The following is a 14,234-nucleotide window of genomic DNA, read 5'->3' as shown; positions in this document are numbered from 1 at the left end:
CAGTACGGAGACGTAAGATCTGCCGTACTGTTCATTAAAATTTCAGGTTAAGTCGTTTTTTGTTTTAAGCGCTGATTTTTGCAGTTTCAGCAATCGAGTCAGTTTTCTTCTGTTTAGAACCACGGCATAGATATAAGCTTGAGATTAAGCTACATACCGCAGCGAGCATGAGCCACAAAGCTGGTGTACTTGCATTGCCTGTATTTTCGACAAGGAAGGTGCAAGCCATTGGGGTCATACCGCCAAAAATAGCGGCTGCAAGGCTGAATGCTAAAGAAAAGCCAACTGTACGTACACGTTTTGGCATCACTTCGGCAAGTGTTGCGACCATGGTTCCGTTATACATACCAAAGAAGAAAGAGAAGTAAGCAAGCGTAATTAGAAGGTTCGTGAAGCTAATATCGCTGACTAACCAGCTTAAAACTGGATAACTTGTGAAGATCGCAAGTGTGGTAATGCCTACGAGAACCGGACGACGACCAATTTTGTCTGAAAGTAAGCCACCCATTGGTAACCATATGAAATTAGACAAACCAACAAACACAGTTGCTAAAAGACTATCTGTGACTGACATTTCTAAAGTACGTTTTGCATACACCGTGGTGTAAACCGTAATAAAGTAGAAAGTGGTCGTAGTCATCGCACTCATCATCATACCTGCAAGTACGATGCGCCAGTTGTTCGCCAGTGTGCTGAAAATTTCTTTGGTTGAAGGATGAGTCTTTTGCGATTTAAAGTCTTCAGTTTCTTCTAAAGTACGACGGAACAAAAAGATTAAAGGAATAATCAAACAACCAATTAAGAAAGGAATACGCCAGCCCCATTCACCTACTTGAGCAGTAGTTAAAATGGTGTTGAGCCAGTAGCCAAGTAATGCGGCAAATACAACGGCAACTTGTTGGCTGCCAGACTGCCAGCTGGTAATAAATCCACGGTTTTTATCTGTTGCAATTTCAGCTAGATAAATAGATACACCGCCAGATTCAACACCTGCCGAGAAGCCTTGTAATAGACGGCCAATCACCACCAAGATCGGTGCGATAATACCTATGGTTTCATATCCCGGCACAAAGGTAATTAAGATGGTACCGATTGCCATAAGGCTTAAAGTAACAATGAGACCTTTACGACGACCAACTCTATCGACATACGCGCCCAAAAAAATAGCGCCGAGAGGACGCATAAGAAAGCCCGCAGCAAACACTGTAAATGTCATCATTAAAGAGACATATTCATTTTCAGAGTGGAAAAATTTTGCCGCGATATAGGTGGCGTAGAAACCGAAAAGAAAAAAATCGTACTGCTCTAAAAAGTTGCCACTCGTTACATTTAATATTTTTTTAAAAGTAGCCCTACGGTTATTCACGACATCCATTGGAGACCTCCTTGGCCTGACAAAATGGAAACATTCACGATCTTCAATGCATGGATTTAAATAGACTTTAGTAAACCTCAAGAGCAAATGGGCTAGAGATGAGATTTAAAGAGATCCTTCAGAGAAAATGTGATGCCTTGTTTCCAGTTCAAACTACACATCTATATTTCGATAAACAGAAAGCCATTTATCATTCGACAGAAAATGTAATCTCAAACAGTACAGAGGAGTGAGAGGACAAAATTAATTAGGTATTTAATAAAATTAATGGGTTTTTATAAAATAATTTCAGAACACGGCCAAATTTGATTTTGAATTAGTTCTTTTACACAGGCCTTAATGGCTGACTTTGCAGCAAGTGCAGCAGGTGATAATTCTTCTTCGGCAAGGCTCACCAAGTAATTGATTCGCTCAACTTCGGGTTCTACCAATTTCAGCAATTGAAGCTTATGTTTGTACTCTTGCAGACAAGCACTACCCGGGCGAACACTGGCAAGATCAAGGTGAATCAGGCTGTCCATAAGTAAGTGTAGCCCATCAATTTCATAGACGACATTAAGCTGTCCAATCTTATGTTCAAGCAGCTTTCTTAAACTATGGCGCTGACGTGGCAATACTAAAGGAATGTCACCAATTTGCTGTGACTGAATAATTCCACTTTTAATGCATTCGGCAAGGCCATATTCTTCTAGTACTTCCTTTCGTGCCATTAAATACATTTGCTCGCGTACCAAGGGTTGTATTGACCACTGTTTATCAATTTCATTGGTAAAAATAATGGCAATATCGAGCTGACGGGAGTTAATGGCTTGAATGAGGTTACCCGAAAGCGTTTCCACAATCTCTAAACGAATGTCTGGGTAGCGTTCAGACATTAATTTCATTAAAGGGATCCCAATTAAAGCGGTAATGGTCGGTGGAAAACCAAGGCTGACATGACCAGAAAGCCGTGCAGAATGCGCCGCATCTATGGCGAAGTTCACTTGACGTAAAATGAGTTGAGAGTGTTTTAAAAAGGCGAGACCTGCGGGAGTAGGGGTGACACCAAAAGCATTACGTTGTAACAAACGAATGCTTAGCTCCTGTTCGAGCTTACTAATTTGCTGACTAATGGCTGAAGCGCCCACATCAAGTTTCTGGGCTGCCTTACCAATACTGCCTGATTCAACGACTGTCAAAAAATACTTAATTTGCTTGATTTCCATATATAAATTTCCGTATTAATTTTAGTAAGCGTCAAACCTGCTCGATTTTTTGTATATTAACAGCTGTATATTCTCTTATAAATAATTACCCATTCTTATGAAATTAATCTTTAGCTTAATATTCCAAGAACAATAAAAACGATCTTTTTTTAGTTCCCAGCTTCCCATTAAGCGGCATAGCTATTTAATTTTACTAATGCCCCCTTTAAATTGTTGGTATCACGATGATTTATTGTTCTGTGCTTTAATCCTCCTAAGTTCGAAAGGGAGAAGATTAAATGCATGATGCACTTTGTTTTTTATCAATATTATTAGCCCCAGCATTTTAAGCTGTTCTGCAAGTGTTTGATTGCTCATTTATAAACTTACTGAATGTCAGGATTTTTCCTTCACTAGGCCAGTTGTTTTAGCAGCTTAATTCATAATTTTTATTGTAACGCAGCATTGTTGAAGTTCGCAGCCGAAGAGTGCAGCGAAACATCAGATCAAAACTAAATAACCAGTAAGCATAATCGCGCCAAGGAGGCCGATGCTGATATTGGTAAAACCAAAATATGAATAGATGAAAAACGTTATAAGGATGTATGTAACATGAAAAATTTAAAATTACTCGCATTGGCATGTGTCAGTGTGACCATGGTTGGCTGTGGCTCCGGAAATGCCTCTAAAGAAGCTGGACAACCAAAACGACCAGAATGTATCGCCCCAGCCAAACCAGGTGGCGGCTTTGATATGACCTGTAAACTCATACAATCTGGCTTTCAAAAAACAGAGCTGATCAAAGATCCAATCCGCGTAACGTATATGCCAGGAGGAGTAGGTGCTGTAGCCTACAATAAGATTGTAAATAGTGATCCTGCTAATAATAATGCCGTAGTTGCTTTCTCGACGGGTTCACTCCTGAATCTAGCACAAGGAAAATTCGGGCACTTTACTGAAAAAGATGTGAAATGGTTGTCGGGAGTCGCCGTCGATTATGGTCTAGTTTCGGTACATAAAGACTCACCATTGAAAAACCTTGATGACTTGATGAAAGCACTTCAAGAAAATCCAAAAGCACTTAGCTTTGGTGGTGCAGGAAGTGTGGGTGGTCAAGACTGGATGCAAACCGCAATGTTGGCCAAAAAAGCAGGTATTAGTCCTGCTGAATTAAGATTTGTCGCACTTGAAGGTGGAGGGGAAGTGCTGACTTCATTACTGGGACAGCACATTCAAGTCGGCGTAGGTAATGTCAGCGAAGTAAGCTCATACCTAGAGTCTGGCGATATTCGGGTTTTAGCAGTTTTTGCAAACAAGCGTTTAGATGGGAAATTCTCAAAATTACCTACGGCAAAAGAGCAAGGCTATGACATAGAGTGGCCAGTCATCCGTGGTTTCTATATGGGGCCACAGGTCAGTGATGAAGCGTATGGCTGGTGGAAAAATGCCTTTGATAAAATGATGGTAGACCAGAAATTTAAAGCAGTACGTGAAAAACAAGATTTGCTCCCATTTCAACTGACAGGTGAAGAACTCACCGCTTATGTATATAAACAGACCGAGGAAATGCGTCAGTTGTCGCAAGAATACAAATTATCAAAATAACAAATGAACTGAGTTGAGAAGTGATTTTTCAGCTCAGTTTTTTTTTGAGGATAGATGATGAAATCTGAACGGATTCTTACCGCCATTATTACGGTTTGTGGGTTATTTTTGTTGATCTACGCAAGCAATTTTGAAGCACCAATTTCCTACGATCCAGTAGGACCAAAAGCTTTTCCCATTCTATTAATGGGGTTGATCACAGTGAGTGCAATCTATCTCACTGTACGGCCTGCCATTATGTTCGAACCCGTTGAGCTGGGGTGGACAAAACATCTGGTTGTGAAGTTAGCGTTGTGTGCAGTGGCTTTAACGCTATATGCATTGGTTTTTGAATGGCTCGGCTTTATTGTGGCGACCCTGTTGATGACCATTGCAGTGGGCAAACTTTTCCATGGCAAAACCATACCAGTTTTGGTGACAAGCATAGTACTCAGCTTGAGTACCTACTATATGTTTGATCGTTTCTTGGATGTGCCGTTACCACTTGGATTTTTTGGTTAAGGATGACCCGATATGGATGTATTAAGTTTTTTGATGATGGGGTTTGAGGTTGCCTTGCAACCGCAGAATCTTTTAATTGCTTTTATTGGCGCATTTATTGGAACGATTGTAGGGCTATTGCCGGGTTTAGGTCCAATTAATGGTGTGGCAATTTTATTGCCGTTTGCTTACGCCTTGGGTTTACCTGTAGATAGTGCCTTGATTTTATTGGCAGCAGTTTATTTGGGTTGTGAATATGGCGGACGTATTTCAGCGATTCTGTTAAACGTACCCGGAGATGCTGGGGCCATTATGACCACATTAGATGGTTATCCATTGGCACAGCAAGGAAAGGCTGGCATCGCATTGTCTTTGTCATCGGTCAGTTCCTTTGTTGGAAGTACTGTCGCCTTTATTGGAATTGTATTGTTTGCTCCGATATTGGCGAAATGGGCAATTGCATTTGGTCCAGCTGAATATTTTGCTCTGATGGTCTTTGCAATTGTTTGTTTAACAGGCTTAGTCAGTACACAGCCTTTTAAAACTTTAATTATGGCACTCATGGGTTTAGCTCTTGCAACGGTGGGAATGGATGCCATTACAGGGGTGTATCGCTTTACTTTTAACAGTGTGGGTTTAAGTGATGGAATTGCTTTCACAACGTTAGTGATTGGATTATTTAGCGTAAGTGAAATTTTATTACTACTCGAACGCACGACAATTGGTCAAGTTGCTTTAAAACAAGGAAAACGTTCCCTTTTTAATCTTAAAGAGTTCTTTTTCTCTTTAGCAGCTATCATCCGCAGTTCAGTGATTGGTTTCTTCTTGGGTATTCTCCCGTGTGCAGGTGCAACAGTTGCAAGTGCAATGGCCTATACCACTGAACGAAAAATGGCAAAGGATAGTAGCAAGTTTGGTAAAGGTGACTTACGTGGTCTTGCTGCACCAGAAAGTGCGAATAATGCAGCAGCTTGTGGTTCATTTGTACCCATGTTGACACTAGGTGTTCCTGGTTCAGGTACTACGGCGGTAATGATGGGTGCATTGCTTATGTATAACATCGCGCCAGGTCCACAGTTATTTGTTCAGCAACCTGTACTCGTGTGGTCACTCATTGCATCGCTTATGGTGGGTAATATCATTCTGTTGGTATTGAACTTGCCATTGGTGGGTTTCTTTGCCCGCATGTTGAGTATTCCTAATTATATTTTGATCCCGATCATCGCAAGTGTTAGTTTTGTTGGTGTGTATGCTATTCATAGCAACATCTTTGACTTGCTGTTATGCATGGGCTTGGGTGTGGTTGGATATATTCTACGAAAATTTGATTTCCCATTAGCACCACTGATTCTTGGTTTTGTACTAGGAGAGTTGATGGAGTCAAACTTACGTCGTGCTTTGTCGATTTCTCAAGGGGAACTTGATGTCTTATGGAGCAGTAACATTAGTATGGGTCTTTGGATTATGTCGGGATTGTTGTTGATCTTGCCAATTGTTCGTAAGTACTTGTTTATCAAAAAGCAACAAGCTTAATAGGACAGCAATAATAGTCAGCATTGGTTGACTGTTATTGCTCAGAATTATGGAAAAAATAAGCTCAAATCTCAAAGGATTAGCAATTGCTCTGATCGGGGCTTTAATTGCCAAATATGTGCATATTCCCTTGCCTTGGTTGCTTGGGCCTTTATTGACGGCTTTATTGTTCGGTAGCGTTGGTCATCCACTTGTCTGTGACTCTCGTTGGCGACGCATAGGGCAGGTCATTATTGGTATGGCCTTGGGTCTATACTTTACACAAGCGTTGGTACAGGCAGTGGCATCATATTGGGGCTTTATTCTCATTGGGATGGTGTGGTCACTTGTATTGGGTACATTGCTGGCCGGATTGCAATATCGAGTTAATGCCTTGGATTGGGCAACTGCATGGTTTTCTTCGGCCATTGGCAGTGCTAGTGAAATGGTCAATATTGCAGAGCGGTACCAAGCTCAAGTCGATAAAGTCGTTGCTGCCCATAGTTTGAGAATTGTGATTCTGGTGGTGCTGGTTCCAATTTTTATGGAACTTTATTTTCATGTCGAATGGACTGGTTTAAAAATACTTGCGTCCGATCAATTTAGCTTTTTTCAGGTCGTATTACTGTTTTGTCTGGCCCTATTGATAGGTCAAGTTTTTCAATTTTTTAATATTCTGAATGCTTGGATTTTGGGGCCACTCGCGATTATCGGGTTCTTATCATTCTTTGGGATACTTCAGATGAGATTGCCTGAATGGTTTACTGCCTTTGGTCAAGTCTGTATTGGGTGGTCATTAGGTAGCAAATTTCCATTTAGCTTTTTAAGAAAAAATAAAAAATTTATTGGAATCACACTGATATTCAATTTACTGGCTTTAGTGTTATCGATCAGCATTGCTTTATTACTCGTCAATTTAAGTCATACAGAAAAACAAATCTTGATTTTAGGCCTTTCACCCGGAGGCATTGCAGAAATGTCACTGATGGCTAAAGCGTTAGGACTTGCAGTGCCAATCGTGGTTGCCTTTCAACTTTCTAGATTAATTTTCGTAATTCTCACTACACGCTTTTTTTATCAATACAGTCTGCAATTGTTTTTTAAATCTAAAAAGTAAGCCCTTTTTTAATATAAAAACTTTGTTGTGCTTACCGCTATACAAACCATAACTTTTCAATATGGCATCTACGGTCAAATCATTGGCGTTTGGAGCTAAGCAGAAGCATTCAAATCTACATAAAGTGAGGAATCAAAATAAAAAATATCCAGGATGGATCTATGAATTTTGTTGTGAATAAAAAAATATTGATATTAGGAATAACTTCAATTTGCACAAGCACATTACATGCTGCTGCATTTGATAAAACAGGGCAGTCTGTAGCGGCATTTTTACAATCAGGCAATTATTTTGAAGCAAGTTTAGGAATCACAGACACCGATTTAAGTGGTGTAGAGTCGGGTACAAACCCGTCACATCATTCAATTTCAGATATCGCCAATACAGACTATCGACCTACCGCAGCGTTAAAACTACAGTTAGCACCGCAGTATTCATTTGGCTTGCTGTATGATCAACCATTTGGTGCCGACACTGAGTATTCAGGTCTAAATGGCTTTGTCGCAACGCCAAGAGACACAGTGATGTTACCCGGCATTACAACCGCGGGGCTTGCCAATGCTACTTCTGGTCAAGTGCCCACAGGAAATGCAAAATCAGAATTTGATATACAAAATTTAAGCTTTATTTTGGGATATCAACCCACAAAAAACTGGAATCTTTATGCAGGGCCAGTTTATCAGAGCTTTAAAAGTCAGGTTGAATTAAGAGGTAATGTATTTAGTCTTTACAACGGCTATGACTTTCACACCAAAACTGTAGGTGACTTGGGATGGTTAGCGGGGCTTGCCTACCAGATTCCTGAAAAAGCTGTGAAAGTCTCATTAACTTATCGCTCGGCCATTACTCATAAAGTAAATGCCACTGAAAACGCTCCCCTTATTGATATGTTAAACACTCAACAAGGTCGTGATTTAGTTAATCAGCATTTAGACTACATGATTTCTATTGGGCAGATGACTTCACAAAAGAAGGCTTACTTAAATCAGATTATTGCCAATTTGCCCAAACAAGAAGATACAGGTACAACAAAGTTTAAGTCTCCAGATTCAGTAAATTTAGAGTTTCAAACAGGACTTCGTCAGGGGACCTTATTGTTTGGGAGCATACGCTGGGTAAATTGGAGTGATCTTGCTCTACAGCCTTATCGCTTTGGTGAAATTTCAAAAGTTGTTGGAGTGTTATCGACGCCAAGCCGCCCAGAAGGCTTTAATTTGGTTCGCTACTATGATGATCAATGGTCTTTAAATTTAGGGGTTGGACAACGCTTTTCACCTAAATGGTTAGGTTCTGTATCGGTAGGTTGGGACTCGGGAGCAGGCGATAAGGTGTCAACAGGTGGGCCAAGTAAGGGATATTACAATTTAGGCATGGGTGCTCAATATAGCCCGACATCACAATACTTTATTTCTGGTGGCGTGAAGTATTTCTGGTTAGGCGATGCAAAAGCTCAGCTTGGCGCGCAGGCAGGTAGTGATTATTATGTAGGAGAGTTTAAGGATAATCACTCTTTAAGCTATGGATTAAAAATAGGATATAAATTCTAAATAATACAAAAAATTAAAAGAGGAAATAGAGAATGGATTCAATGATAATTACCGTATTCTTACCCATAGCCTTGGCTATTATTATGGCAGGTATGGGGCTGGAATTAACCCTCAAAGATTTCCAACGTGTTCGCCAGCACCCTAAAGCCGTATTTATTGCATTGTTTTGTCAGCTCGTTATTTTAGTGGCTATTGCTTTCATCATTTGTAAGGTCTTTGCTTTACCACCAATGATTGCTGTCGGGCTGATGTTACTTGCTGCCTCACCAGGAGGGGCCACTGCAAATTTATTTAGCTATTTATATAAGGGTGATATTGCACTTAATATTACTTTAACAGCGATAAATTCAGTGCTTGCTGCTTTTACCTTGCCCCTAATTGTGAACTTTGCACTACTACATTTTGTGGCAAGTGAACAACATGTCGGATTGCAATTTTCTAAAATAATTCAAGTGTTTGTTATTATTTTATTTCCAGTCATTATTGGAATGTTAATTAGACATTTCTCACCAAAATTTGCAGAAAAGTTAAATAAACCCGTTCGTGTGTTCGCCATCGTATTTTTACTTTTTATTATTGCGCTCGCGATTGCAAAAGACTATCAAAAACTTCTCGATTACATTGGACTCGTTGGTGGAGCTACCTTACTTTTCTGTGTTTGTAGTCTTGCAATTGGATACTGGTTGCCACGTTTATTTGGCATTAATAGTTTTCAAGCCAAAGCATGTGCATTTGAAATCGGCATTCATAACAGTACCTTGGCCTTAACGATTGCTTTGACTGTGATGGCAAGTTCGGATGCGGCCATGCCAGCAGCAGTGTATTCAATATTAATGTATGTGATGGCAACCTTATTCGGCACATTGTTAAATCAATTAGAAAAGAAAGAGTTAACTAAAAACAAAATAATGATTAACTAGCTGTAAAGATGATTAAAACGGAGCTTCATACATAATGAACAAATTTTTTAAAAACAGTCTATTTTTAGGTTTGTCGACTTTCATTGCGGGTTATGGAACGGTTCTGCATGCAGAAGCAAGTCCAACAACTTTGCCAGCGGTTTCACAAAAGGCGTTAACCATTATTGATGGGCAAACAGAGTGGTTAAATAAGGTCTATAAAGACATTCATGAACACCCTGAACTCGGGTTTATGGAAACCCGCACTTCTGCCATTGTTGCTAAAGAGCTTAAGTCATTAGGGTTTGATGTTAAAACGGGAATAGCCAAAACAGGCGTGGTCGGCATTTTAAAAAACGGTGAAGGGCCAACGGTCATGTATCGTGCCGATATGGATGCCAACACTGTTGAAGAAGCGACTGGTTTACCATACGCGAGTAAAGTACGCGTAAAACTCGATGATGGAACCGAAACACCTGTAGCACATATGTGCGGTCATGATGCACATGTGACATGGATGCTCAGTATGGCAAAAACCTTAGTTGCTTTAAAAAAGGAATGGAGCGGAACCATTATTTTAGTTGCACAACCTGCCGAAGAGCCGATCACAGGTGCAAAAGCTATGGTGACTGATGGCTTATGGACCAAATATAACTTACCAAAACCTGATTATTTCTTTGCAGTGCATACCACACCTGCACCTGTGGGCGTAGTCATCAATGCACCGGGGCCACGTATGGCAGGAACCGATCAGCTTGATGTTTTATTTAAAGGTGTGGGTGGGCATGGCTCATTACCGATGCTCACCAAAAACCCAATTAGCATGGCGGCCAATGCAGTAAATCAATATCAAACCATTATGGGTAACGCAGTTGATCCACAACAAGCGGCAGTGTTATCAATTGGTTCAATCCAAGCTGGAAATTCGAATAATGTGATTCCTTCTACTGCATTGGTCAAAATGAACTTGCGCTGGTTTGATCCAAAAGTACGCGAGACCATGTTAAATAACATTAAGGCTATGAGTGAAGGTGCGGCGCAAATGCAGGGGATGGGTAAAGATCAATTGCCGACCTTTACTTTTAAAGGTTCAAGCACACCAGTAATTAACAATAAAGAATTTTCCGCACGTTTAAATGGGCCTTTAAAAGCACTATTGGGCGATAAACATGTTCTAACTGAGTATCCTGCGGTTATGGGGTCAGAAGATGTTCACCATTTATTAGGTGACCAAAAAGATATTCCTTTTAACTTTATGTTTATTGGTGTGGCGGACCCAGTTGTGTTTGCCAATGCAGTAAAACAAGGAAAACCGGTGCCTTATATTCCGCATAGTCCTAACTACATTGTTGACTTAAAAGCTTTACCAGTGGGAGCCAAAGTCACAACGGTTTCCATGTTAGAGCTGCTCACTAAAAAGTAAATTGACCATAAAAAAGATGCATTCATATGCATCTTTTTTTGCTTAAATTTTTAAAAAATTAAGAGCAAGCCAGATGTTTTTCTCGATAGTGAACTGGTGATAAATCAGTCCAGCGACGGAATGCACGTGTAAAGCTACTCACGTCGGTAAAGCCAAGAATATAAGCAATTTCAGTAATATTGTGGCTTGAGTTCTTAATATACGACAAAGCCAGTTCATGCCGAGTCTGATCAAGTAACTCACTATAAGAGGTGTTTTCGGCAGAAAGTTTGCGTTGCAGACTCCGTATGCTTAAGCCCAGACTTTTCGCAACGTCTTGCTGTTGAAAGTCACCTGTAGATAATTTTTCAATAAGTTTTACTTTCACACGAGCCAATATATTTTCTTTATCGAACCGTGCCAGATAACGATTAATAATTTCATCATATTCTTGGGTGAGGGTCGGATTTGCACCTTCTAGTGGCTGTTCAATCGTTGCTGTATCAAACACAATCATGTCTTTGGGTGCATTAAATACGATCGGAGCTTTTAAAATACTCTGGAATGTTTCTAAATCTTCGGGCTCTGAACGTCTAAGTTCAATGCGTAATGGCGAAAAAACAGATCCTTGTAAGGCACGGCTTGAACGAATAAAAACGGAAATAAATGCATCTATTGATTCGGGCTGAACTTCGTCGGGAACATGAATAACGAAATAATGGTTATTTCCTTGCCCATAAAACTCGAGTTCAGGAATATCCGTAACCACACGAAAATAACGAATAATTCTTAGAAACATCTCTTTTAGGGTAGTGCTGGTAATCAGTGAATGCCCTAACACATGAAAAGTATTTTGGTTGACTTGGCTGGCAACTTTAAGACCAAAGCACGAGTCTTCAGTCGCTTGAACGGCTAATTTCCATAAATTCGCAGTTTGTTTTAATGAATAGCGTGCATCTGGATCGTTTAGGGCCTGAATATCTAAACCTGCTTGTTCTAATAAAGGTTGACTATCAACACCGGCTTTTTCGAGCGCTTTTTGAATCGCTTTCACCCAGCTAGCCAGTGCCGTTGCTGTCTGTGGCATGTTATGTCCTATAACTTGTGACTCATATTCCTGTGAACAGTATAAAAGATTCAAAACTAAAAAATCTTTTGTTTATTTTGAATCTTTTTATTTTGGCATCCATAGCCAATAGATTGGCGTTTCGAGCTAAGCACACTTTGGGGGATCTAAATAAAGTAGGGGCATGAAAAACTGAGGAATAACGGATGACCTATATTTATAAAAATCCTGCCGGAATGACCGATAGCGAAAAAACGGAACATATTAAAAAAGTAGTCACAGCAGAAGGCGTGGATTTACGCAAACGCCATCCTATTTTGAACCATCAAAATGCAATAGGGGCGATGATTCTATTGATATCTTTGGTGGGCATGATCGTGACTGCCGTGCTCTATATCAATCATCAACTTTCAGCTTGGTTTGCAATTCCCATTATTGCTTTTTTTGCATCGCTCACCCATGAGTTAGAGCATGACCTGATTCACTGGATGTATTTTAGAAAGAAACCATGGGCACATCATTTAATGATGGGCTTAGTCTGGTTAGCTCGACCAAGTACCATTAACCCATGGAAACGCCGTGAGTTGCATTTTAACCATCATAAAAACTCAGGCACTGAAGTTGATTTAGAAGAAAGAGCTTTAACCAATGGAGAGCAGTGGAGCATACGTCGTCTCATCGCGATTGGTGATAACGGCTTGGCGGTCTTGTTCCGTATTATTTCTGCAAATAATTGGACGGTTAGAAAAGTTATTTTTAAACGTGCATTTATGGCCTATTTCCCGCTAGGGATTATTCACTGGTCATTGTGGTATATCTTTTTAGGATTTCATGCAGTAGATGCCGTTTCAAGTTGGGCAAATGTACCAATTGCTTGGTCGGCGACCACTTTAAATATCATGCATGTGATTAATATTTTGACTGTGGTTTGGATTGCACCAAATGTGCTGCGTACATTCTGTCTGCACTTTGTGACCAGCAATATGCATTACTACGGTGATGTTGAATTGGGCAATGTGATTCAACAAACGCAAGTGTTAACACCGTGGTGGATGATGCCGTTCCAATTGTTTTGCTTTAACTTTGGTTCAACGCATGCCATCCACCATTTTGTGGTGAAAGAACCATTCTACATTCGCCAAATGACTGCGCCAGTTGCCCATAAAGTCATGCGTGATATGGGCGTGCGGTTCAACGATGTCGGAACCTTTAAAAGAGCAAACCGTTGGAACGTAAATGATTTATCAGAGTCAAAAAGTTAAAACATAGCTGTTTATCTCATTCAAATGGACTAAGTTCTCTATGAAGGCCTCTTAGTCCATTTATCATAATTTCACTATACAGTTTCTTAAAAATAACGAGCTCTACTGAAACTTGGTAAAAAGCAGAATCACACCCAATACACATAAAATTGAACCAATCACCTTATTAATCTGCACCTGTTTGGCTAACATTTTTTGTCTTAACAGCATTGAAGAAAAAAGCACAGCCACCAGTGAAAACCATATAAAATGGGCAAAAGACATAAAAAAGCCATAAGCCAAAAGAATGGTTTTAGGTGTAGTTAAACTCACAATTTGCGTGTAGGTACTGATTACAAATAGTGTGGTTTTAGGATTGAGGGCGTTGGTAAAAAAGCCATATTTTATGGCTTGAAAAGTACCTATAGAAGTTAAGGCAGCAGAGTCTAAAACAGGTTTTTGAGTAAAAGTTTTATAGCCAATATAGATTAGGTAAAGCGCACCAATGTACTTAACAATATTCAAAATTTGCGGCGTATATGTCATCACAAAGGCAACGGCAACTAACGTATAGGTCACATGCACCAACACGCCAAGCGATATTCCGAGTGAAGTGAACACACCTATTTTTTTGCCGTACAAGTAACTATTTTTGGTGACAATCGCGAAGTCTGCTCCGGGACTAATCACTGCTAAAATTGTAATGAGAATAACTGCAATGAACTCTGCCATTATCTTGTGCCCTCACTGAAAGCGAGAGAGTTAATCTGTACTTTTTGGAATGTATGTAAGGAGGTAAAAGTACT

At 40.0% G+C, this 14,234-nt stretch carries 11 protein-coding genes and 1 pseudogene; 8 read left to right on the top strand and 4 right to left on the bottom strand.

The annotated features are described in order from the left end of the window. Positions 1-64: 64 nt before the first annotated feature. Together tcuC and HLV59_RS15115 are read right to left on the bottom strand one after the other, a co-directional pair. Complete coding sequence (gene tcuC, locus HLV59_RS15120) at positions 65-1,375, bottom strand: MFS transporter (RefSeq protein ID WP_171430301.1); 1,311 nt, start codon at positions 1,373-1,375, stop codon at positions 65-67. Between the two features lie 275 nt (positions 1,376-1,650). Continuing rightward, positions 1,651-2,580 (bottom strand): LysR family transcriptional regulator, encoded by a 930-nt coding sequence (locus HLV59_RS15115; RefSeq protein ID WP_016144423.1) that lies wholly within the window; start codon positions 2,578-2,580, stop codon positions 1,651-1,653. 554 nt (positions 2,581-3,134) lie between these two features. Between HLV59_RS15115 and HLV59_RS15110 the strand changes: the two are divergent. The 7 genes and pseudogenes from HLV59_RS15110 to HLV59_RS15080 all read left to right on the top strand — a co-directional run bounded on the left by HLV59_RS15110 (position 3,135) and on the right by HLV59_RS15080 (position 11,142). Next, positions 3,135-4,164 (top strand): annotated as a pseudogene (locus HLV59_RS15110) (Bug family tripartite tricarboxylate transporter substrate binding protein). Positions 4,165-4,218: 54 nt separating this feature from the next. Continuing rightward, entirely contained in the window at positions 4,219-4,665 is a 447-nt protein-coding gene (locus HLV59_RS15105; RefSeq protein ID WP_171430299.1) for a tripartite tricarboxylate transporter TctB family protein, read from the top strand. Positions 4,666-4,677: 12 nt separating this feature from the next. Further along, complete coding sequence (locus tag HLV59_RS15100; protein WP_171430298.1) at positions 4,678-6,177, top strand: tripartite tricarboxylate transporter permease; 1,500 nt, start codon at positions 4,678-4,680, stop codon at positions 6,175-6,177. A 49-nt stretch (positions 6,178-6,226) separates the two neighbouring features. Then, positions 6,227-7,273 carry an AbrB family transcriptional regulator gene (locus HLV59_RS15095; protein ID WP_171430297.1) on the top strand — a complete coding sequence of 349 codons (1,047 nt, stop codon included), beginning with the start codon at positions 6,227-6,229 and terminating at the stop codon, positions 7,271-7,273. Between the two features lie 161 nt (positions 7,274-7,434). Beyond that, on the top strand, positions 7,435-8,820 hold the full coding sequence (locus HLV59_RS15090) for an outer membrane protein transport protein (protein ID WP_171430296.1): 1,386 nt from the start codon (positions 7,435-7,437) through the stop codon (positions 8,818-8,820). Positions 8,821-8,852: 32 nt separating this feature from the next. Then, positions 8,853-9,740 carry a bile acid:sodium symporter family protein gene (locus tag HLV59_RS15085; RefSeq protein WP_016144429.1) on the top strand — a complete coding sequence of 296 codons (888 nt, stop codon included), beginning with the start codon at positions 8,853-8,855 and terminating at the stop codon, positions 9,738-9,740. 34 nt (positions 9,741-9,774) lie between these two features. Continuing rightward, complete coding sequence (locus HLV59_RS15080) at positions 9,775-11,142, top strand: amidohydrolase (RefSeq protein WP_171430295.1); 1,368 nt, start codon at positions 9,775-9,777, stop codon at positions 11,140-11,142. A gap of 58 nt (positions 11,143-11,200) precedes the next feature. Here HLV59_RS15080 and HLV59_RS15075 read toward each other — a convergent pair whose 3' ends face one another. Continuing rightward, a complete protein-coding gene (locus HLV59_RS15075; RefSeq protein ID WP_171430294.1) occupies positions 11,201-12,208 on the bottom strand; it encodes an AraC family transcriptional regulator in 1,008 nt (335 codons plus the stop codon). A gap of 215 nt (positions 12,209-12,423) precedes the next feature. Here HLV59_RS15075 and HLV59_RS15070 point away from each other — a divergent pair, with 215 nt between their 5' ends. Next, positions 12,424-13,449, top strand: a complete 1,026-nt coding sequence (locus HLV59_RS15070; RefSeq protein WP_171430646.1) for a fatty acid desaturase — start codon at positions 12,424-12,426, stop codon at positions 13,447-13,449. 102 nt (positions 13,450-13,551) lie between these two features. Here HLV59_RS15070 and HLV59_RS15065 read toward each other — a convergent pair whose 3' ends face one another. Beyond that, positions 13,552-14,160, bottom strand: coding sequence for a LysE family translocator (locus HLV59_RS15065; RefSeq protein ID WP_171430293.1), 609 nt, complete (start codon positions 14,158-14,160; stop codon positions 13,552-13,554). Positions 14,161-14,234 lie beyond the last annotated feature (74 nt).

It is taken from the genome of Acinetobacter lactucae (genome assembly GCF_013122135.1).
GTDB classification, from domain to species: domain Bacteria; phylum Pseudomonadota; class Gammaproteobacteria; order Pseudomonadales; family Moraxellaceae; genus Acinetobacter; species Acinetobacter lactucae.
The sequence above is the reverse complement of the archived record's forward strand: the minus strand, read 5'-3'. Positions and strand labels throughout refer to the sequence as shown.